Genomic DNA, 22,000 nt, shown 5'->3' with positions numbered 1-22,000 from the left:
TTCGCCTCTCCTCTTCTATTTCTTAACATCAAATTTTTCTTCTTCATCAGAGTCCTTATCGGCCTCTTCTTTTGCTTGCTCAGCTTTTTCAGCTCTTTCTTTAGCTTCCCTAGCCTTGCGCTCTTCCTCAGCTTTTCTTTCTTCTTCCTCCATCTTAGCTTTACGGGCTTTTTCTTCTTCGACTTTCTTTCTATCTTCTTCCAGTATTTCTTCAACTGGTTTACCATCAAAAAGCATATCGAATTCGTCGCCAGTAACTTTTTCTTTCGCTAATAAGAGTTCAGCTGTCTTATGAAGGATATCCATATTTTGCTTAAGTATAGATATCGCCTCATCGTATGCAGTTTCCACAAGACGCTTGATTTCTGAGTCAATAGTTTTAGCTACATCCTCACCATAATTACGTACATGGCCAAAGTCTCTACCAATGAAAACCTCTTCGTTTTCATCACCAAATTGAATAGGTCCAAGGGCTTCGCTCATACCATATTTAGTAATCATAGCTCTTGCAATCTTTGTTGCTCGTTGTATATCATTAGAAGCACCAGTCGTTACATCTTTTATGATTAACTCTTCTGCTGCACGACCACCAAGGAGTGTAATAATACGTTGTTCCATGGATTTCTTAGTCATGTACATGGTATCTTCTTCTGGTATATGCATGGTATATCCACCAGCCATACCAGTTGGAATGATAGAAATACTATGAACAGGGTCCATCTCAGATAGAACTTTATTCATAATAGCGTGACCAGCTTCATGATAAGCAGTGATACGCTTTTCTTTATCATTAATCAATCGACTTTTCTTCTCAGTACCAATAGCAACCTTAACGAAAGCTTTGTTGATGTTAGCCATGGTAATGAATTTTTGGCCAGTTCTAGCTGCATAAATAGCTGCTTCATTTAATAGGTTTTCTAAATCAGCTCCAGTAAAACCTGATGTTGTCTTTGCTACTGTTTCTAAATCAACTTCATCACTTAATGGTTTTCCTTTTGCATGGACCTCTAGAATTTCTTTTCTACCTTTCACATCAGGACGACCGACAAACACTCGACGGTCAAAACGACCTGGACGTAATAAAGCAGGGTCAAGAATATCAACACGGTTTGTTGCTGCTACAACAATAACACCTTCGTTAACACCAAAACCATCCATCTCAACAAGTAATTGATTAAGAGTTTGTTCTCTTTCATCATGGCCGCCACCGAGGCCTGCACCTCTTTTACGACCTACTGCATCAATCTCATCAATAAAGACGATACATGGTGAGTTTTTCTTAGCTTGTTCAAACAAGTCTCTTACACGAGAAGCCCCGACACCGACAAACATTTCAACGAAGTCTGAACCGGATATACTGAAGAATGGAACACCAGCTTCACCAGCAACTGCTTTCGCTAATAATGTTTTACCAGTACCTGGAGGTCCAACAAGTAAAACACCTTTCGGAATCCTTGCACCTAGTTCAACGAATTTACGTGGTTTCTTCAAGAAATCAACAACTTCTTTTAGTTCTTCTTTTTCTTCTTGAAGACCAGCTACGTTTCTAAAGGTTATTTTTCGTTTATCATCCACAACCATTTTGGCTCTACTTTTACCAAAGGACATGACTTTGCTACCGCCACCTCCACCCTGAGCCTGTTGCATGATGAAAATGAATACAAAGAGAATAATGACCATGGTTATTATTGGGAATAACAAAGACCATATGGTATTCTCAGATTTCATTGTTTTCGTATAAACAGTGACCTCACTGTAATTTCTAAGTTCTTTTCTAAATGCTTCAACATCACTAACATTAAATTCTTTTACAGTATTGTCATTCATCGTAACCGTTGCAATACCACTTCCTGTAGCACCTGCATACTCTTGCACGACTATTTCTTTAACATTGCCTGCCTCTAAAGAAGCCAGATAACTATTATCAGATAACTGTGTATCTAATGCACTATTTAATCCGCTATTTAATAAAAGTAGCATGAAAAAGATGATGACAATAATAAGTAAATATATACTATATCCTTTGTAATATTGTTTCAATTGAAGTTCCTCCTCTCCCATGAACAAAGGCGGCATAATGCCACACTTTATAAAACAACTATAAAGGATCTTCTAACACTATTCTTCTCTCATTACACCAATATAAGGGATATTTCTTAAGAATTGCTCATAATCCAAACCATATCCTAATACAAATTTATCAGGAATAGTAAAACCAACATAATCAACTTCTACATCAACGACACGTTGTTCAGGTTTATCGAGTAATGTACAAATTTTAATACTTTCTGGTTTTCTTTCTTTTAAGATGTTTACAAGGTAATGAAGTGTTCTACCTGAATCGATAATATCTTCTACGATTAAAAGATTTTTACCTTCAATAGGCTCATCAAGATCTTTAACAATTTTAACAATACCACTTGAAACTTTTTCATTTCCATAGCTTGATACCGCCATAAAGTCCATTGTTAATGGTACTGTAATTTCTTTTGCAAGGTCCACCATGAACATGACGCCACCTTTTAACACACAGATTAATGTAAGCTCTTTCCCTTCATAATCCTTGGAAATTTGCTCACCTAACTCTTTTATTCTTGCTGTTAACTCTTCTTGTGAAATTAATACGTCTACTTTTTCTAGAATGTGCTTCATCATTTTCCTCCTCATAAATTCTAACAGTTCACAGTTAAGCAACCATGTACTACTTACTTATTAGACATATCATTATTATGTCATAAAAATCTAAGATTCAGATATTGTAACTTCCATCAAGCTTTTTGTTACATCTGTCACTACATAGTTGTGATTGACTCTATAACCTATGATCCATAGAATCTCACTTCCATGAGCTAACAATAAAATTTGATCTCTTTGTACCCGAGGTACTTTATGATCGATAAAGAAATCTTTCAATTTCTTCTTGCCTTTCATCCCTTTTAAATGAATATAATCACCTGGTTGTCTTGTTCGAAGTGTTAAATTATATTCTATTTTATCATAATCAAAGCATTTCGTGTAGTTATTTTTAAACTTTGCTTGATATTGTTGGTGATCATATAAAATAACAGTTACCTTTTGACTTAATTCAGGTATTTCTACTACATCTGGGATGTTTTTTATGGCATAAGAACAGCTATTCATTGTTTGATCTTCAGATTTTCGATAAATTTTTAGTGTATGATAATTTTTTTCAACAATGATACCTTTTGGCAAGGTAATTTGCTTACCTGTTTGATTCTCAGCAAGTTGGCATATGTCTTCTATATGCATTGACGTAACATCTTTTAAGTTTCTTACATAATCTTTCATGACTAATCGAAGTACACGTCTCTTTATACAGGAATGTAACTCTAGAAATATTCCTAAATCAATAAAAAAATCATTCCTCTTTTTTGTAACGCAATCTTTATAAGCTTTTCTTGCCTGGCTTTCTAAGAAGTCTTCTTCATCTCGTAAGAGATCTGCTGTCTTATTAAGATGCTTAATCACATTAGTATTAAAATGATTCTGAATATAGGGTATGAGTTCTAAACGCATTTTATTACGCGAATATAATGTTTCTTTATTTGTTGAATCAGTACGATAAGGAATATCTTCTTTTTCAAGAAAGGTTTCTATTTCTTTTCTCGAAACACCTAATAGTGGTCTTATTATGTCATCCCTTCTAGGTTTCATGCCACATAAACCAAGTAGACCAGAGCCTCTCAGTAGATTAAACAAAATGGTTTCAGCTTGGTCATTTTGATGATGAGCTACTGCAATAACACCCTTTTTAAATGTTGCAAGTTCCTTTTGAAAAACATCGTATCGTAAAAGTCTACCGACTTCTTCTTCAGATTGTTTTCGAATAGCTGCTTCTTTCTTTACATCAAAGTTATAGCAACGACAAGTTATATCTCTTTGCTTACAGTATGCTTCAACAAACATTTGGTCTTCATCTGCTTCTGCTCCACGTATTCCATGGTGAATATGTACTGCTAATAATTCATAACCATATTGTTCTTTTAACCGCCATAATACTTCTAAAAGGCAAATGGAATCTGCTCCGCCTGAAACACCGACTACGATTCCATCTATATCTTGTATAAGCTTATGTTGTTGAACATATCCCTTAACTTTCTTAATCATCTTATTCACCGACTTTATGTCATTACTAGTGCTTCCCTATACATTGCTTTGAAAGGCATATAACTCATATGTATCATACTATAAAAAATATCAATAGTAAAGAAAAACTCCACGGATGCTATATATCTTTAGGAAAGCCGCACATTGTCATTATCGGCAATTGTGCGGCCATTTTATACATACATGTCATTATAATCTTTGTTGCGTCCTTCTATGGAGTTGCGAACCATTGACGGTGAGCCTGGCTGTCTAAGACACGGACGTCTTTCCAGCCAGCGCAATAGATTACCTTGTATGCTCGACCCTATTAGATATTATAGAATAAAACTAACTAAACTTATGGCACACAAAATCATACTGATTATAGCAAAAACACTCATCCATCTAATACTACTCTCTGGTTTCATACTCCTTCTTTTCGTTGTTGTAACATAATCCTTTTGCTTCACCTTATAATCACGATTATTGGTTTCATTTCGAAGTTGCTTCTTCAGATAAGCCTCAACAATTCGCTCTGCTTCATCAACCATATTGTTGGATACATCCTTCTGCTGTCCTTGCTCTGTTAAAATAAATATCGCTTTTTCATACCATCCTGAATGACTACCATCTACCATGATTACCCGACTGTTTTGCATTTATTCTCTCTCCCTCCATATTCGACTGACAAGAACAGTCATATCATCATCAATTTGATTGGCTTTATGCTTAACCTTATCCAGTATTTTTCTAGCAATGACTTTAGGATTGTTACTATTGATTGTAGACATGATCTCTTTAAATGCTAAATTTATATCTTTATTGATGCTCTCTAGAGCATCCACAATTCCATCTGTCACCATAATGATGGCATCTCCATGGTGCAATTTAAAATCATAAGTTTGAAGTTCAATTTTCTCAACAATCCCCACTGGTAATGATGTAGATTCATATGCTATAATGGTGTCCTTTCTGATAATAAAAACCATAGCTCCACCTATTTTGATAAGTTGGCATAACCCTGTTTGTAAATCAATGAGAGCAATGTCCAATGTGGAGAAACTTTCTTCCACTGATTTTAAAATTAATAATGAGTTGATCATTTTTATGGCCGTAGAATTATCGAAACCAGTCATCAACAACTCTTCTAATAACTCTATTGTTGTTAAACTCTCTTTATTAGCCTTTAAACCAGTCCCCATTCCATCCGATAGAGCTAAAAGAAAACGTCCCATAGAGATTTCTGAGCAAGTATAATTATCTCCTGAGAGCTCTTCTCTAGCCCTTGATGCTACTCCTGTTGACACATTAAAGAGGTTACGCTCTTTTATTAATAACTTAAAGTTCTTTTTATCCATGTAACTTTTTTGATCAATTTTACATGGCTTACCAATATATTCTTCAACTACAGATATAATTTTCCTTATAATTTTGGTATTATCATAAACACTGGTTAAACTAATATCCATGTTGTAACTACCAAGATGATCTTTATAGATAAATACCTCATTAGGATATATTGTAAACTCTTCAAGAGCTAATGCGATCTGCTCCTCTAGGCTGGTTTGGAAACTGATATCCTTTCTAATATCTCTCGATATATTCTCCATCACCTTCGATACGCCTTCTAACTGATTGGATACAATTTTCCGACTGTCTATTACTTTGTTATACCAATTCAAATTGATTCGGTATATTTCATAAAGCTTATTGGTAGCTTTTATAAAATCCTTGTATTTATAACATTGCTTATAAAAAGATTCGGGTATATCCTTGAATTCAATAGTTCCCTTCTCATCAGCAGCGTTTAAGATACTATAGATAGTCTGATAGGTGTTGTAAAAATTCTTATTCCAACAATAATCGATATGATCACAATACTTACATACTTGATCAGCTACATCATCAATCAATTTGGATACATCCCTTTTGCTAAGATCCATCTTCTTCTCAGATATATCCTCAAATGTAGCCGCCAATTGTTGGAATGTATCCGAAAAAGTTCCAAGCCTTTGAAGAGTTATGTCTTGCACTCTATTCATATATTCTTTTTCTGTCAACTCATTTTTTCTACTTTTGATCTGCCCATGCTTAACTAAATCCTTTGGTAAAAACATAAATGTAAAATCGACTAATAGGATGGGGATAAGAACCTCTTGAAAAATCATTTCGTTATTGAAATAGAAGTGAAATATTAAATTTCCCATAGTGAAAGCCAGTGCACTTGCCCATTTATCCAGTTCTCTGAAAGCGCCACTCAAAATACCAGACAATGCAAACGTAGCAATGAGTAAAGGATTAGGGTATATAGTAACATTGACAATAATACCTAAGACTACACCAACTGTTGATGCAACACCGGCACCATAGACATAACCTAATAATAGTAGCAGACCATAGGATAAGAATAGAAAGAGTTGAATACTACCAATCTGAATTCCATAAGTCCCTACCACTGCTAAAGCAAGTACAAAAACTGATGCAATGAGTTCTTCTTGTTTATAGGTGGTTTTTCTCTGTGTGTTACCAACCATGTAAACAAAATAGCTCTGCACATAGACCATAATGAAATTAAGTCCACATTCTAAAACAGCCAGCATGAAGGCCAAGTTACGATCGCCGCCCATTAAGACATAAACGAGGTTAATCAGGAATAAGAGTATAGATGATACTGTGGCTTGTCCCACTTTGCTCAGAGATTTTTTATAATAAAGAATGAAACCATTAAATGCACCTATTAGAACTAGAGCGATGATATACCTCATCGTTAGATTAAGGTTTCCTAGACTCAATAAACCAAGAATGCTTGTCCCTAATAACATATAATTGACAATTTTCTTTCCTAGAAAAGTGCTATAAAAAGCTACTGAAAACAGAAATAGAGATGAATACACTGAAACACGAGATATAAAAAACCCTAGAATGCAGATCGCAATATATTGGCCTTTTTCATCGAATATAGAAATTTGCTTCATCTTTTGTATAATCTTTTGCATAATGACGTTCCCCCAAATAATAAATTGTGATAAAAATTATTATACATTATTTTCCATTTATTATTTGTCAATATTTGGTATTTATATCCTAAAAGTTTTCTCGCTTTTAATATACCATTCTACATGTTTCTTGCTTTCTCTCTTTTTGGCCACAAGAAAAAGCACATGATCAGTTAATACAACTCTGATCATGCGCTCCATATTCTTTTATTGATTAATAAATTGAACCAAACATTTAAGGCATGTACGTCTTCCCTGCTGGCGTAATAGAACTCCTTCTATGCTTGACCCTAATAATAATTAACTATTAATATTCTTCCGATTTTGATTTTATTTTGCCTTTACTCTCTGTCCTTCACTATAATTCTCCAAATCAAGTTCGACAATAACCCGATCCCCTTCATTCACTTCTCCACTGATCACAATATCCTTCTCAATCTCAATACCCTTATTAATCTCTTTAGCAACAACCTTATCATCTTCTATCACGTAAACAGCATCCTGACCATCAATCTTCATAACAGCTGTCTCCGGAACAGTGAAGACATCATTAATGCTCATGAGTCGATAGATAATATCAACCTTATAACCAGGTTTCATCCCTTCTAAGACCTCATCGCTCTGAATCTCCACTTTGACACGTTCTTCTTCAAGACCTAATGCAGAAACTTGCTTATAAGCTGTAGGTGATATGTAAGTGATCTTACCAGGCACTTCTACTTTTTGCTCTCTTCTCTGATAACGTATGATGACCTCCATACCTTCTTCTAGATAAAGGGCATCCTCCCAATAAATATAACTATCTATCTTCTGTTCTTCATTAATCAAATTACATATTAGAGTACCAAGCCCAACACTCATGCCTTCTTCTAGTAGAAATTCTGTCACTTGACCATCCTTTTTAGCAGTAATGAGACTCTTCTCTATTTGATCATTCATTAATGTTAATTCTCCCTCGATGACCTCCATATTGATTTCACCACTACTTGCATCAATTTGTCCTTCTAAAAGTGCAATTTGTGTTGTAAGGAAGGATTGATTGCTTTTGTAAGATGTTTCTTCGCTAGCCATCTGTTGCTTTGATGAATTTATACCATTCTCTAACTGCTGTATTTGACTGTTTAAAGATTTGACGACTTCATCCAGTGTATTTAACAGGTCTTCTGAAAGTCCTCCTTCTTTAAAAAGTACCTGACCTTCTTCTAAGTCCTGATCTGCAAGCATCTTTTGTCTATTTAGATCTTCCAGAATTAATGTTTGATTATCTAATTCAGTATCTAATTGCTGACTCATTAGCAGATGTTGCTGTTCAACACCTGCAAGTTCATTTCTTAATTGATCCAGTTGACTTTCTAATGAAAGGATAGTAGCATCTAATCTTTCTTCTAAGATACTTTTATTCAATTCTAAAGCATCTGTATTCAACTTAAGAAGAGGGTCGCCTTCTTTAACCCATTGACCATCTTTCACATAAATTGTTTCGATGTTACCAGCGACTTCTGAAAAGATAGCATATGAATCCACTGGCTTTATTTCACCATCTTCAATGACAGTTTGTTGAAGGTTTTCAGATGTTATAGTTTTGACTGCCACAGTAACAGGCTTCAAATAATATGCCGCTCCACCTAATAAGCATAAAATGACACCAGCTATTATTGCTACTAATTTATACTTCTTAACCATACTATCATTCCCTTTCTTTAAGCACTTCTACGATATCAAGTGCCTTAATCTTCTTAAACACATAGCGCTGAACTAAAAAAATAGCAACTAATATACCTATAAAAGCTAACATAAATACCTTAGGCTTTAATACCGTAGGAAGAGTAAATATATCATTCTGATAAACACTGGACATTGCATCTAACATCCAATACGTAACAGGTATGCCCAATACTGCTCCTACTACTCCTAAAATCCATTGCTCAGTAGATAATACATTCATTACTTCTCGCGGGTGCATACCTAATACTCGCATAGATGCAAACTCTCTTTTTCTTTCGGACAAACTAATAATACTGGCTGTATAAATAATAGCAAAGGCTATAAGGACCGCAATGCCTCCATAGACATAAATCATTGGCAAAAAAGGTCCAACCATTTCTTCAAAGTTCTCTAGTATCTCCTCTTTTTCCTGTACATAGAGAACATTGGTTGCATCATAGAACTTATCTTTGATTATATCTTCATATCCATCCTCTACCTTTAGCATAATGGAGGATGCAAACTCTGGTGTCCGTAATAAATCATACAAGTATTCGCTATCCATATAAAGATTAGCTCCTAGGTACTGTGGAACAATGGCCTTTACGACTAACATTTTCCCCTCATCAAGAAACGGACTCTCAACATATATATCATCACCTAAATCTAAACCAAAATCCTCTGCTACTCGTTCTGGAATCATCAATCCCGTACTAGGAATCTGAACGGTTTTTTCCTTACTATCAACAACGCTATATAATTGTGAATCTGATGGAATACCATAAATGACATAGTCTTCATCCATTCCTCTATTTTCTAGTGTACTAGGAATCATCACTAAAGGTTCTGCAAGTTGAACACCATCTGTATGCTCTAACTCACTGAGAATATCGTTAACATTAGCTGGGATAGCTAATTCAAGTTTCATATCGTATTTCTCAATTTTGGTATACTGATTAATAAACATTAAATCCATCATATCTACAAAAGAAAACATGGTAGCCATGATACTGAACGAAAAAATAATGCCGATTAACGTAAATGCACTTCGTCCTTTATTTCGAAAAATATTACGTACAGCCATCTTCCCTTGAACGTTTAAAGCTTCCCATACAACTGTTATTCTTTCTACAACTGTCTTGTTATGAAACTTTGGTGCAGGTCGATGCATGGCTTCAGCAGGATTGAGTTTCAGAATCTTACGTGAACCTGAATAACCAGCGACTAAACTAAAAATAAGTGCTAATACCATGGAGTAAATAAAGTGGTACAATGAAAAATGAACCTCTAATCCTGGTAAGTTAAAGAAAAATTCATAAAGCATCATCATCGGATAAGCTAGCGCTATCCCTAGAGCACTACCTGTTAAACCACCGACTATACCTATTACCAAGGCATAGGTTATGTAATGACCCATGACTTCCTTCTTGGTGTATCCAAAAGCTTTTAACACACCGATATAACCTCTTTGCTGTTCTACTAGTCTTCTTAACATGATATAGAGGATAACTGTTGAAATGGTTAGAAAGATGATAGGCATACTGGATGATACCTCTACTAAACCATTTAACTCTTCTTCCAATAACAGATTACTCGGTTGATCCTCTTTATCAAAAAGCTTAATGAGTCCATATGGATAAAGTTTATTTTTAATTTGATCTTCCAGACTGTCAAAATCATAACCAGGCTTAATCGTAAAGGCTATATCATTAACCATTCCTGGCTTATTCAATAGTTTTTCCATCATATCATAGGGTACAAAAGCAATATCAAAATTCTTAGCTTCTTGCATAAGGATTGTTTCACTTTGCACAGGAAAAACAAACTCAGGTGTCTGTACTGTCCCCATTACCTCAAAGTTCACCTTATTACCGCCTATAATACAAGGTAAGGTATCTCCTAGACTTAGTTCATGTGCCTCATAGAATTTGACGCCTAGCCAAATCTGTTTTTTACTACTCTCAATGGGAGAGCCTTCTAATAAATAAGGTTGATTTAATAAATTACCATCTGATGTATCATAGGATACCATACGTAAAGTTATGGATTCATTATCATCTGGCATATACACCCTTATATCATAAACAAGGCGCCCTTCTACCATATCAATACCTTCAATACCCTCTATCGCTTTTAAATCTGTTTTTGGCATAGCTGTGACTGTTGCAAAAGCATCAGCAAAAGCATAATCCTCATAAAAGGTATCTTTGGCATAAATCAAGTCTTGACTTATCATTCCCATTGCCACTGAGGTCATTAAGCCAATAGAAATAATCAAAATACATGATAGATAAGCTAGTTTGTTTTCCATCATATCCCGAATCATTTTTTTTCTGAGGACCATTTACCAAGATACCTCCTCAGGTGATAATGGCTGATCATTTTCTTTAATCTTTGTTATTTTACCATCTTTAAGATAGAAAACACGATCTGCTATATCACCGATTCCTTTATTATGTGTTATGATAACAACTGTTTTACCATAATTTTTATTGAGATCTTTTAAAAGCTGTAAGATTTGAAGCCCCGTGGTAAAATCTAAGGCTCCTGTAGGTTCATCGCATAAGAGTATATCAGGATTTTTTGCAATAGCCCTAGCAATAGCCACTCTTTGTTGTTGACCACCTGATAGTTGAGCAGGAAAATGCTCTGCTCTATCGGCTAACCCAACTTGCTCTAACACTTCTGATACATCAAGTGGATTTTTTGTTATTTCCACTGATAATTTCACATTTTCATATGCTGTAAGGTTAGGAATAAGGTTATAAAATTGAAAGACAAACCCTACAGCGTGACGGCGGTAATTTGTAAGTTCTTTTTCGTTAGCATCATGAATACCTTGTTCTCCATAAAAAACTTTTCCCTTTGAAGCCTTATCCATTCCACCGATTAAATTAAGCATGGTACTCTTTCCTGATCCACTGGGTCCAAGAATAACAACAAATTCACCATCATAGATTTCAAAGTCAATTTCTCTTAGAGCATTCACCTCTATTTCTCCCATTTGATAGGTTTTACTGAGATTTGTTGCTTTTAAGATTGCTTTCATCATAAGAACCACCTCTTGACTTCATTATACTCTAGACTGACCAATCTAGTCAACGCTCCTAAAATACTACAAGAAAAGCCCATGCTCAGTAAGCTTTAATCTCACTCATACATGGACTCTCATTTATTCCTCGATGATGAAAATAGTTTCATCCTCTCCAACTAGACCAAACTTTTCACGGGCTTGATCTTCTATATAGTCATCTGAATTATAATAATCTTGCTTTGTTTTTAACTCTACTTGTTTTTCTTTTTCACTGTGTATTTCACCATTCAATGTTTCAACTTGCTCGTCTAAATGCTTCATAACCTTATATTGATTATAGTAATTATAAAAGGCAAATAAGGTGATTATCATTAAGAACAGTATCGTGAAGTTTCTTTTAAACCTTATTTTCTTTCGCATCTTATTACCCCTTTAAAGCTATACTTTTTTAAAGATTACTTTAATAGACCTCTTTACTCCTCTTCCTTTAATCTTAAACCACTTTTTTGTTTTCGTCAATTTCTTATTCGTATGTGTTCTCATAAAACGGTATAAAATTTTAAAAGGGAATAGAAGGACATTTAATACAAGCTTAATAGGGTAAAGAATGACATTTATAATTAAATTCAAAAACATTAAGAGTTTTAATATAAGTCTAGTACCTAATTCTACGATCATACTACTTAATGAAAAGAAATAAATGATGGTACCAAGGGTTGCTCCTATTAGAGAGAAAAAACGAATCTCTCCATAGTTATCATTGAACAAAATCAAAAATACCACAAAGCCACATAAAATGAAAAAAAGGAAGTCTTCCATATTCATTGCTATGTTATTGTGTCTAATAATACGTCTAATTATCCTTATAAGGTCATACACTAATCCTAAAAGACATCCAGTAAGGACAGTTAATATGAAGGTTAGTGCTTGTTCGCTCACCATCACCATAGGCATCAACCTTTAAACAGTTTTCCAAAAAAGGACCCTTTTGAATAACCTTCGTCCTCAGTATAATTAACACTCTCAATAACACCTGTTAAATTGACTTTTCCACTTGTTAAATTGAGTTGATTAACATGTAGGTCTTGACCGACAATAACCAGCATACCTTGCTCGGTTTCTAGTACTACTTCTTGTTCATCAAAGGCTAATACGTCACCTACGCCTTCGATATCAACTGCATTTCTACTATCAATAACAATCCGATGATTGCTCTTTTTGCTATCCTCCATATAGAAAACCCCCTAACATAATCAAGCATTTCAAGGTGGTACATGTCCACCATCTTACTAAATTATATTAGAGGGTTTAATTGTTTATGACACTTATTGAATAACTTCATAGAGATTTTTAGCTTCTTCTTTTTTAGCATGTTCATTCATATCCAATACTTTAACTTTTGTAACTCTTGTACCAAATTGAATTTCTATGATATCATCAACTTTTACTTTTGTGCCAGCTTTTGCCACTTTATCATTAATTAAAATCCTTCCAGCATCGCAGGCTTCATTAGCTACTGTTCTACGCTTAATTAATCTGGAAACTTTTAAATATTTATCTAATCGCATGACCTTTTTCCTTTCATTCTGATATGAAAAAATCTACACCAAGAAAGTGTAGATTTATTTATAAGTTATTATTTGTTTACAGCGTCTTTTAATGCTTTACCAGCTCTGAATCTTGGTGCTTTAGAAGCAGCAATTTCCATTTCTTCGCCAGTTTGAGGATTTCTACCTTTTCTAGCTGCTCTTTCAGTAACATCGAAAGTACCGAAGCCAACTAATTGAATTTTACCACCTTGAGTTAATTCTTCAGTTACAACTTCTTCAAATGCTTTTAAAGCTCTTTCAGCATCTTTTTTGCTTAGCTCAGTTTTTGCAGCCATAGCAGCAACTAATTCTGATTTGTTCATAATAATTCCTCCTCATAAATGTATATAATAAAAATTATTGTTTACGTACAAGATTTTGCTTTCTCCCAGAGAGTATTCATTTCGTCTAATGTCATTTTTTCCATCTTTCTCCCTGATTTATTAGCAAAAAATTCAATGTACCTAAATCTATTTATAAACTTTTCTATGGCATTTGTCAAGGCAAATTCAGGATTTATCTTAAAAAATCTTGATAAATTCACCATTGTAAAGAGTAAATCGCCAAATTCCTCTTCAATTTCATTATTTTCGCCTTCTTTAAACGCCAAAGTAAGTTCATCAATTTCTTCATGCAGTTTATCAAATACGCCATCTATTTCATTCCAATCAAAACCAATTTTGGAAGCCTTTTTTTGAATTTTCATGGCACGAATTAAAGCTGGTAGGGTCTCCGGCACGTCTTCAAGAGCTTCAGTATAAGTCTCATGACCCTTTTCGATTTGCTTTAATGCCTCCCAATTTTGTTTGACCTCCTCTGTGTTCTTTGCAGTTTCCGTCGAAAATATATGAGGATGCCTGAAAATGAGTTTTTTAGCTAGATGGGTGGTTATGTCATTCATCCCGAAGTTATCGTATTCTGAGGCAATCTGAGCATGGAAAATGACTTGAAGAAGCACATCCCCCAACTCTTCTTGCATATTTAAGATATCTTCTTTTAAAATAGCATTCTTTAGTTCATATGTCTCCTCAAGTAAAGGTTCAAGTAAGGATTTATGAGATTGTTCTTTATCCCAAGGGCATTCCTTGCGCAATATTCTCATAATAAGTAATAAATCATCAAAAGTATACATTTTTTTATCGATTAACTCTTTCATCGCTATCACTCCATATAATGAGAGTAATTACATTTTGTATTTTATCATATAAATTCTAATAATGAAAGTATTTATTTAAATAATTAGTAATAAAATCCTTTTAATTAAGAGAATTACCTGTTAAAAGGAAAAGTGTAGCCTTCCCACATACTTGTTATCGACACGAATCGATATAAACTGAAGAGTTATCATCAAATCTGTCGAGTAATGGGTTAAGCTACACTTGTAAATCCAATATGAGTTCTTATATACTACTGCTCCATTTGTTTTCCTAAGAAGCCTGCTGCTGATTGAGCTAGCTTTTCCTCGACCTCTTCCATCTTTTTAGTGCTCTTACTTAATATGATAACAGAACCAATGGCATCACCTTCTGCAATGATTGGCGTAACAACTTCTGATTCATAGACTTTATCTTGATTCCCTTCTAAGATAGGGACGTAATCTCTTTCATCTCTCGTTGCGATAATTGTAACACGGTCATTGATCAACTGTTCAAGTTCTTGACTGATACGTTTCTCAAGTAATTCTTTCTTGGAGCCACCTGATACAGCTATGACTTGGTCTTTATCTGATATACATACAGTATGTCCAGACGTCTGAGCTAGTGCTTCAGCATATTGCTTTGCAAATATGCCTAATTCCCCTATAGGTGAATATTTCTTTAAGATTATTTGTCCATCTCTATCAGTAAATATCTCAAGTGGATCACCTTCTCTAATTCTTAGAGTACGTCTTATTTCCTTTGGAATAACTACTCGTCCCAAATCATCTATACGTCTTACTATACCTGTCGCTTTCATGATGTATCCTCCTTCAAAACCATAAATTCTAAGTATAATTGCCATGGCATTTACTTCTTGACTATGCCTCATATACTTATTATGGATTTGAATTGGTTATTTTATGCACAAGAAAACCATCTATTACTAGATGGTTTTAAAATCATTTTTGAACTTTAACATTATTCCATATTTCTTCCTTAATATCTATCTTTGAATCTAGTTTCCACTCTTCATAAGTCTCAACATAGGAGTCTTGTCTTTTTTGCTCGATAATAAGTTCTTTTAATTTTTCTGTTGCATTATTAACATCTTCTTCGTTTGGATAAATATAAGTTTCAAAGAAAACGACTTGGTAATTTTCATTGGTTGTGATGACAACCACATCACCATCGTTTAAATCAAACAACTCTTCATCGTATATTTTATTTTCACCTTTGGCAATTTCAATTCCATCAGTAAAAGTATTGGCAGTATCGTTTGTATTATACATGCTAACGAGTTCTTCCATTGTCTTTTCTCCAGACATAGCTAGACCATGGGCTTCATCAGCCTTAGCTTTCGCTTCAGCTTGCTGCTCTTCAGATAAAGAATTACCGGTTTCGTCTACTACTGGAAATGTAAGCATGCTAACTTTTGCTTTTTTAACTTTTTCTAAATATTCTGCAACGTATTCATCAACTTCTACTTGAACTTCATCTTCATCTACTACAAATTCAATTTGATATAGAGAATAAATCCCTAGCATACTATCTTTAACCAATTCATTGATTTCATCTTCTGTTAAGCCCATATCATTAACCACATCTTCTCCAACTGCTTCAATGACATTGAGGGTTTGTTCTTCAACATCCTTTAAATTTTCTTCTGGTAATGTTGTTCCTGCTTCTACTGCTTTTTGATGCAATAGCTTAGCTTTGATTACCGATTCTAAAGCTCTTTCTTTTGCAACCTCTTCTGCTGATCGCCCATCAAAAGGTGTGTCCCAAATATCTTTACCCCCTTGGAGCTCAAACTCCATTTCAGTCATTCTAAGATAGAAAAGAGCCTCTTTCATCAATATACTTTCCCCATTTACTGTTGCTACAACCTCACCTTCCAACTTATCACTAGACGTACAACCAATCAAACCAGTAAGTAGGATTGCAATCATCAGTACACTAATTATGCTTTTCTTAAACAAGCCAATCTCCCCTTAATCATCATAACTTCCATATATCTTTTAAACAAAACCTAGATGATTAATCCCGTAATCCAATTCGTGACTTAATCACATTAAACGACTCGTTTAAAACATATACCTAGATTTTTAGCTATAATACTACTCCATTATTATAAATTATTCTGATTGCAACTTCAAACTTTTTAAATCATGTAACATATTCTTAATATTGGTTAATAAGTCTTTTCGGCTGTTAACATCGAGTTTATAAGTAAACTTAGGTGTTTCTCCAGAAGCTAACAAAAGTCTATTGCGATGTTTTTTCATCAAATCAGGTACTTTACTACCATCCACCTTAGCATTATTCTTATAAATGAAGACCACTTTATCGCCTTTTTGCTCTACAGCCTGAATTTGAGCATCGTTTGCCATTGCCTTAACTAAGGATATTTCTAGCAAGTTATTAACACTTCGCGCTAGATCACCGAATCGATCCTCTAGTTCTTCTTGAACATCATAAAAATCTTTTTCATTCTCAATAGATGCGATTTTCTTGTAAATTTCAAGTTTTTGCAGCTCACTCTCGATGTAACTTCGGGGAATGTAAGCGTCAACATCAATGGTGATTGTTGTTTCAAAATTATCCTTGGTAGGCTCATCTCTTACATCACAAATCGCCTCTTCTAATAATTTACAATACATATCGTATCCAACAGCATCCATATGTCCGTGCTGTTGGGCACCTAATAAGTTACCTGCTCCACGAATTTCAAGATCACGCATCGCAATTTTGAACCCTGATCCAAATTCAGTGAATTCACGTATAGCTTGTAATCGCTTTTCAGCTGATTGTTGTAAAATCTTATCCTTTTTATAGAGTAAGTATGCATAGGCTATGCGATTTGAACGTCCAACACGACCTCGGAGCTGATAGAGTTGTGATAACCCCATATGATCCGCGTCTTGAATAATCATTGTATTGGAATTCGCAATGTCCAAACCTGTTTCTATAATGGTGGTCGATACAAGAATATCGATTTCACCACCGATAAATTCCACCATAATTTCTTCAAGTTGTCTTTCACTCATTTGTCCATGTGCATAGGCAATTCTTGCTTCTGGTACCATCTTCCTTAAGGTTTCAGTAACCATATCAATGTTCTTAACCCGATTATAGACATAGTAAACTTGCCCTCCACGACTTAACTCTCGGTAGATAGCATCCTTGATTAATTCTGGATTTTCTTCTAAGACGTAAGTCTGAACAGGATGTCGTTCATGAGGCGGTTCTTCCAATACACTCATGTCTCTAATACCAATTAAACTCATATGAAGGGTACGAGGTATTGGCGTTGCTGTCAGTGTCAATACATCTACATTCTCTTTAATGTGTTTGATTTTCTCTTTATGGGCAACACCAAATCGTTGCTCTTCATCAATGATGAGCAACCCTAGATCTTTGAAATTTACATCTTTACTCAATAAGCGATGGGTTCCAATGAGGATATCCACCATTCCTTTTCTAGTATTTTCTAAAGCAGTTCTTATTTCCTTAGGTGTTCTAAAGCGTGATAATAACTCAATATTAACGGGAAAGTCCTTCATTCGCTCAACAAAGTTATTAAAATGTTGCTGTGCTAATATGGTTGTAGGAACCAAATAAGCCACCTGTTTGCCATCTTGGACTGCCTTGAAAGCCCCTCGAATAGCTACTTCTGTTTTACCATATCCCACATCACCACATAATAGACGATCCATGATCTTGGTACTTTCCATATCTCTTTTGACATCTTCAATGCTCTCAAGTTGATCATCTGTCTCATCGTAAGGGAACATTTCTTCAAATTCACGCTGCCAAACTGTATCTTCCGTATATTGATGCCCTTTCTTTTGCTCCCTCTGAGCATATAGCTTCACTAAATCCTCTGCTAGATCCTGAACAGCTTTACGCACTTTTGTCTTCGTTTTCTGCCATTCAGTCCCACCAAGCTTATTCAGTTTTGGCTTACGATTTTCACCACCTATATACTTTTGCAATAAATCTAATTGACTTGTAGGAATATAAAGGTTTCCTCCATCTTTATAGGAAATTTTTAGGTAATCCTTACTTACATTATCTACATTAATTTGCTCAATTCCTCGATAAATACCAACACCATGATTCTCATGTACAACATAATCACCTATATTGAGATCTGAGAAGCTGTTGATACGTGATCCTTTAGCCTTTTTACGCTTTTTCTTGGGCTTAGCCTTACCAAATACCTCCGATTCAGAAATGACCACATACTTCAATGTAGGGTACTCAAATCCCTTATGAAGGCTTCCATTAGCTACAACCACCTCTCCAGAAATAATTGGGTTAATTAATTTGCTGGAAAAGATAGCTCTAATATCCCGGTCTCTCAATTCCTCTACAAGACGCTCTGCTCTTGTCTTCGAACCAGCTAATAATAAAACTCGATAATTATTACTTACCCAGTTTTCTATTTCTTTCTGTAAGATGTCTAATTTCTGATGAAAAGGATTAATGGATTTAACATGAAAACTGACTATCTTAGCAGGTGAAAAGCTACTAATCTGCTGAGGTAGAGTATTCAACAATATACTCTGTCTGTGGGTAATCTGATAGATAATATCTTCATTAGTAAAAATCATATCAGCTTGCGACTTCAATAAATAGCCTTTTTCTAGACGTGACTTGATGCTCTCTTGAAATTCCAAATAAGCATTCTTTAATTTTTCTGCAGATCTTACAGATTCATCCAAGAAGATCATTGTATCGTCTTCTAAATAATCCAATAAGGTTACAGTATCTTTGTAAAAGAAAGAAATATAACTTTCTAGCCCTTTAAACATTTTCTGTTCAGATAATTGCTCTTTGATACCGTTGGAGATTTCAGTGATTCGTTCAATTTCTTCCTTTGCTTTTCTTCGCTTAAAGGTCGTAACCATATCATGGCACTCTTGATCAATACCCCGAATTGCCTCTGAAATCTTATCTTCATCTATAACAAGTTCTACAGCAGGGTATATTTCTATGCTTTCAGCCTTGTCAACAGAGCGTTGACTTGTGGCATCCATAAAACGAATTGAATCAATTTCATCATCCCACAATTCAATACGGTAGGCAAATTCACTTGTAATAGGATAGACGTCAATGATCCCACCTCTTAAAGAAAATTGACCCTTGGATTCCACGATATCTACTCGCTCATATCCCATATAGATAAGTTGCTTCTTGAATTCCTCTAAATCGATAACATCTCCCACTTCTTTTCGTATAACAAATTTTTTGAATCGTTTAAGAGGTACTAAACGGTCAAGAAGTGCTTCAATAGATAAGACAATAACAGAAGGCTGATCCTCGATGATAGCTTTTAAAACACTTATCCGCTGTTCAATAATATCTAAACTATGCACATCCGCATTATAAAAAATAATGTCTTTTGACGGATATAAATAGCGATTATCTTTTACAAAAAAACTTAAATCTTCATAAATTTCTTTAGCTTTCATTTCTGAAGATGTTAAGATAACACTCTTTTTTTCTTGATGAGTTAAAAGACCATGAATTAAATGAATTTTCTGAGAATCAAAAACTCCCGTAGCTAAGAGAGGGGTTTTTCCCTTCTCTAAAGCCTTTATCATATCATTGTATTCTTTGAGTTCCACCAAGGGCTGTATCAACGAATTCATCTTAATCACACCTTTTTTTGATTAAATAAGTTCATAGCTTGCAAATATCCATCATTGATGATGGTCTCGACTGCATCATTAACGGTTCGTAATGCTGGTCCAACGTGTTCTCTCAATTCTTCTTCTGAGAATCGTCCAAGAACATAATCTGCTAAATCCCAACCAGGTGGTTTCTCGCCAACCCCTACTTTAACACGTCCAAATACCTGTCCACCTAAATGAGCTATAAGATTTTTTATACCGTTATGTCCACCAGCACTTCCTTTGGTACGTATTCGTAATCTACCGATTTCTAAACTGGTATCATCATAGATAACAATTATATTCTCAGGAGGAATTTTATAAAAATTGACAGCCTGTATAATACTTTCTCCACTATTATTCATATATGTCTGAGGCTTCATAAGTATGACTTTCTGCCCGTTCATCATACCCTGTCCTACATAAGCCCTATATTTCTTTTTTGATAAATCTATATTATGCTTATAGGCTATATAATCAACAGCATCAAAACCAATATTATGACGTGTTGCAGCAAACTGGGTGCCTGGGTTCCCCAAACCAACAACTAAATACATCAAAAATCCTCCTTTTGCTCATTATGATTATAGTCCGCTTATGGTTATAAGCGGACTAATCTTGTGTCATTTATAGAGTATCTTTTTCTATCGCTGCGTTTCAATGATCAAAAACGATTCGACTTATTGGAATAATGTTGATACTGGTTGATCATCGTGAATACGCTTAATAGCATCAGCAAAAATTGGAGCAACAGATAATTGTTTAATTTTTGATATCTGTTTTTCTTCTGGTAAGTTAATCGTGTTTAACACGACTAATTCAGTAATGGCAGATTTTTCAATACGCTCAATGGCAGGACCTGATAATACAGGGTGTGTACAACAAGCATAAACTCCTGTTGCACCTCTTTCCTTTAAGGCATTTGCTGCGTTACAGATTGTACCAGCAGTATCAATCATATCATCAACTAAAACAACTTTTCGACCATTAACATCACCAATGATATTCATGATTTCAGATACATTGGCCTTTGGTCTTCTCTTGTCAATTATTGCTAAAGGTACTTCTAATTTTTCCGCAAAAGCTCTTGTTCGACCTACACTACCTAAGTCTGGTGATACGACAGTAATATCTTCAATACAATCAGCAAACTTTTCTTGATAATATCTTGCCACAATTGGATTTCCTAAAAGATGATCCACTGGGATATTGAAGAAACCTTGAATTTGTGCACAATGGAAATCCATTGTTAAGACACGATCTGCACCTGCTGTTTCAATTAGATCAGCAACAAGTTTAGCACTGATTGGATCTCTCGCTCTAGTTTTACGGTCTTGTCTAGCATAACCGTAGTAAGGGATTACTGCTGTAATTCTTCCTGCTGATGCTCTTTTAAAGGCATCGATCATAATGAGTAATTCCATCAAATGGTCATTTACTGGAGTAGAAGTTGGTTGAACCACAAATACATCTCTACCACGAACAGTTTCGTTGATCTTAACAAAGATCTCTCCGTCACTGAACTTTCCTACTTCAGAATCTCCTAATGTTGAATTGAGTTCACTAGCTATCGCTAATGCTAAATCCTTGTGAGCATTACAAGAAAAAATTTTAATACCATTATTTAAGCTGTCCATCGAAAAAAAAGCCTCCTTAAATTTTGTACGAGCCGGCTTACGCCGCATTTTTCCGTTCAATCCATACTAAATAATACACATGTTTTTAATATTTTTCAACATTTTTCATGAAAATA

19 protein-coding genes are annotated in these 22,000 nt (G+C 34.7%); all 19 read right to left on the bottom strand.

The annotated features are described in order from the left end of the window. Nucleotides 1-15: 15 nt before the first annotated feature. The 19 genes from ftsH to C1Y58_RS14160 all read right to left on the bottom strand — a co-directional run bounded on the left by ftsH (nt 16) and on the right by C1Y58_RS14160 (nt 21,884). A complete protein-coding gene (ftsH, locus tag C1Y58_RS14250) occupies nt 16-2,061 on the bottom strand; it encodes an ATP-dependent zinc metalloprotease FtsH (RefSeq protein ID WP_207655760.1) in 2,046 nt (681 codons plus the stop codon). A gap of 57 nt (nt 2,062-2,118) precedes the next feature. Next, nucleotides 2,119-2,643, bottom strand: coding sequence for a hypoxanthine phosphoribosyltransferase (gene hpt, locus C1Y58_RS14245; RefSeq protein WP_105616786.1), 525 nt, complete (start codon nt 2,641-2,643; stop codon nt 2,119-2,121). A gap of 99 nt (nt 2,644-2,742) precedes the next feature. Then, complete coding sequence (gene tilS, locus C1Y58_RS14240; RefSeq protein ID WP_105616728.1) at nt 2,743-4,128, bottom strand: tRNA lysidine(34) synthetase TilS; 1,386 nt, start codon at nt 4,126-4,128, stop codon at nt 2,743-2,745. A 314-nt stretch (nt 4,129-4,442) separates the two neighbouring features. Then, nucleotides 4,443-4,766: a hypothetical protein gene (locus tag C1Y58_RS14235; protein ID WP_105616727.1), complete on the bottom strand. Its 324-nt coding sequence runs from the start codon at nt 4,764-4,766 to the stop codon at nt 4,443-4,445. Then, nucleotides 4,767-7,103: a stage II sporulation protein E gene (gene spoIIE, locus C1Y58_RS14230; protein ID WP_105616726.1), complete on the bottom strand. Its 2,337-nt coding sequence runs from the start codon at nt 7,101-7,103 to the stop codon at nt 4,767-4,769. It abuts the gene before it with no gap. A 330-nt stretch (nt 7,104-7,433) separates the two neighbouring features. Further along, the gene (locus C1Y58_RS14225; protein ID WP_105616725.1) at nt 7,434-8,786 is read right to left on the bottom strand and encodes an efflux RND transporter periplasmic adaptor subunit; all 1,353 of its coding nucleotides are present in this window, start codon (nt 8,784-8,786) and stop codon (nt 7,434-7,436) included. A 4-nt stretch (nt 8,787-8,790) separates the two neighbouring features. Beyond that, a complete protein-coding gene (locus tag C1Y58_RS14220) occupies nt 8,791-11,151 on the bottom strand; it encodes an ABC transporter permease (RefSeq protein ID WP_105616724.1) in 2,361 nt (786 codons plus the stop codon). Further along, entirely contained in the window at nt 11,152-11,856 is a 705-nt protein-coding gene (locus C1Y58_RS14215) for an ABC transporter ATP-binding protein (RefSeq protein WP_105616723.1), read from the bottom strand. 123 nt (nt 11,857-11,979) lie between these two features. Beyond that, the gene (locus tag C1Y58_RS14210; RefSeq protein WP_105616722.1) at nt 11,980-12,261 is read right to left on the bottom strand and encodes an FtsB family cell division protein; all 282 of its coding nucleotides are present in this window, start codon (nt 12,259-12,261) and stop codon (nt 11,980-11,982) included. An 18-nt stretch (nt 12,262-12,279) separates the two neighbouring features. Further along, on the bottom strand, nt 12,280-12,783 hold the full coding sequence (yabQ, locus tag C1Y58_RS27260; RefSeq protein WP_408646597.1) for a spore cortex biosynthesis protein YabQ: 504 nt from the start codon (nt 12,781-12,783) through the stop codon (nt 12,280-12,282). Nucleotides 12,784-12,794: 11 nt separating this feature from the next. Then, nucleotides 12,795-13,073 (bottom strand): sporulation protein YabP, encoded by a 279-nt coding sequence (yabP, locus tag C1Y58_RS14200; RefSeq protein WP_105616720.1) that lies wholly within the window; start codon nt 13,071-13,073, stop codon nt 12,795-12,797. Nucleotides 13,074-13,166: 93 nt separating this feature from the next. Further along, nucleotides 13,167-13,409, bottom strand: coding sequence for an RNA-binding S4 domain-containing protein (locus C1Y58_RS14195; RefSeq protein ID WP_105616719.1), 243 nt, complete (start codon nt 13,407-13,409; stop codon nt 13,167-13,169). Between the two features lie 68 nt (nt 13,410-13,477). Continuing rightward, nucleotides 13,478-13,753, bottom strand: coding sequence for an HU family DNA-binding protein (locus C1Y58_RS14190; RefSeq protein WP_105616718.1), 276 nt, complete (start codon nt 13,751-13,753; stop codon nt 13,478-13,480). A gap of 41 nt (nt 13,754-13,794) precedes the next feature. Beyond that, nucleotides 13,795-14,586, bottom strand: coding sequence for a nucleoside triphosphate pyrophosphohydrolase (gene mazG / locus C1Y58_RS14185; RefSeq protein WP_242985406.1), 792 nt, complete (start codon nt 14,584-14,586; stop codon nt 13,795-13,797). Nucleotides 14,587-14,837: 251 nt separating this feature from the next. Continuing rightward, nucleotides 14,838-15,386: a stage V sporulation protein T gene (gene spoVT / locus C1Y58_RS14180; protein WP_105616717.1), complete on the bottom strand. Its 549-nt coding sequence runs from the start codon at nt 15,384-15,386 to the stop codon at nt 14,838-14,840. Nucleotides 15,387-15,528: 142 nt separating this feature from the next. After that, a complete protein-coding gene (locus tag C1Y58_RS14175; RefSeq protein WP_105616716.1) occupies nt 15,529-16,548 on the bottom strand; it encodes a SurA N-terminal domain-containing protein in 1,020 nt (339 codons plus the stop codon). Between the two features lie 156 nt (nt 16,549-16,704). After that, nucleotides 16,705-20,226: a transcription-repair coupling factor gene (gene mfd, locus C1Y58_RS14170; RefSeq protein ID WP_105616715.1), complete on the bottom strand. Its 3,522-nt coding sequence runs from the start codon at nt 20,224-20,226 to the stop codon at nt 16,705-16,707. Nucleotides 20,227-20,231: 5 nt separating this feature from the next. After that, nucleotides 20,232-20,804 carry an aminoacyl-tRNA hydrolase gene (pth, locus tag C1Y58_RS14165; RefSeq protein ID WP_105616714.1) on the bottom strand — a complete coding sequence of 191 codons (573 nt, stop codon included), beginning with the start codon at nt 20,802-20,804 and terminating at the stop codon, nt 20,232-20,234. A 123-nt stretch (nt 20,805-20,927) separates the two neighbouring features. Next, nucleotides 20,928-21,884, bottom strand: a complete 957-nt coding sequence (locus tag C1Y58_RS14160) for a ribose-phosphate diphosphokinase (RefSeq protein WP_105616713.1) — start codon at nt 21,882-21,884, stop codon at nt 20,928-20,930. Between the last annotated feature and the right edge of the window lie 116 nt (nt 21,885-22,000).

Origin of the sequence: Vallitalea okinawensis, assembly GCF_002964605.1 — a bacterium.
Taxonomy (GTDB): Bacteria; Bacillota; Clostridia; order Lachnospirales; family PQDH01; genus Vallitalea_A; species Vallitalea_A okinawensis.
The sequence above is the reverse complement of the archived record's forward strand: the minus strand, read 5'-3'. Positions and strand labels throughout refer to the sequence as shown.

Bases quoted from the DNA above. Each gene is read 5' to 3' on its own strand.
- yabP (WP_105616720.1), bottom strand. From the start codon at position 13,073: ATGGAGGATAGCAAAAAGAGCAATCATCGGATTGTTATTGATAGTAGA.
- tilS (WP_105616728.1), bottom strand. From the start codon at position 4,128: ATGATTAAGAAAGTTAAGGGATATGTTCAACAACATAAGCTTATACAA.
- mazG (WP_242985406.1), bottom strand. From the start codon at position 14,586: ATGAAAGAGTTAATCGATAAAAAAATGTATACTTTTGATGATTTATTA.
- C1Y58_RS14160 (WP_105616713.1), bottom strand. From the start codon at position 21,884: ATGGACAGCTTAAATAATGGTATTAAAATTTTTTCTTGTAATGCTCAC.
- spoVT (WP_105616717.1), bottom strand. From the start codon at position 15,386: ATGAAAGCGACAGGTATAGTAAGACGTATAGATGATTTGGGACGAGTA.
- ftsH (WP_207655760.1), bottom strand. From the start codon at position 2,061: ATGGGAGAGGAGGAACTTCAATTGAAACAATATTACAAAGGATATAGT.
- mfd (WP_105616715.1), bottom strand. From the start codon at position 20,226: ATGAATTCGTTGATACAGCCCTTGGTGGAACTCAAAGAATACAATGAT.
- C1Y58_RS14220 (WP_105616724.1), bottom strand. From the start codon at position 11,151: ATGGTCCTCAGAAAAAAAATGATTCGGGATATGATGGAAAACAAACTA.
- C1Y58_RS14210 (WP_105616722.1), bottom strand. From the start codon at position 12,261: ATGCGAAAGAAAATAAGGTTTAAAAGAAACTTCACGATACTGTTCTTA.
- pth (WP_105616714.1), bottom strand. From the start codon at position 20,804: ATGTATTTAGTTGTTGGTTTGGGGAACCCAGGCACCCAGTTTGCTGCA.
- C1Y58_RS14215 (WP_105616723.1), bottom strand. From the start codon at position 11,856: ATGAAAGCAATCTTAAAAGCAACAAATCTCAGTAAAACCTATCAAATG.
- spoIIE (WP_105616726.1), bottom strand. From the start codon at position 7,103: ATGCAAAAGATTATACAAAAGATGAAGCAAATTTCTATATTCGATGAA.
- C1Y58_RS14225 (WP_105616725.1), bottom strand. From the start codon at position 8,786: ATGGTTAAGAAGTATAAATTAGTAGCAATAATAGCTGGTGTCATTTTA.
- yabQ (WP_408646597.1), bottom strand. From the start codon at position 12,783: ATGGTGAGCGAACAAGCACTAACCTTCATATTAACTGTCCTTACTGGA.
- C1Y58_RS14190 (WP_105616718.1), bottom strand. From the start codon at position 13,753: ATGAACAAATCAGAATTAGTTGCTGCTATGGCTGCAAAAACTGAGCTA.
- C1Y58_RS14235 (WP_105616727.1), bottom strand. From the start codon at position 4,766: ATGCAAAACAGTCGGGTAATCATGGTAGATGGTAGTCATTCAGGATGG.
- C1Y58_RS14195 (WP_105616719.1), bottom strand. From the start codon at position 13,409: ATGCGATTAGATAAATATTTAAAAGTTTCCAGATTAATTAAGCGTAGA.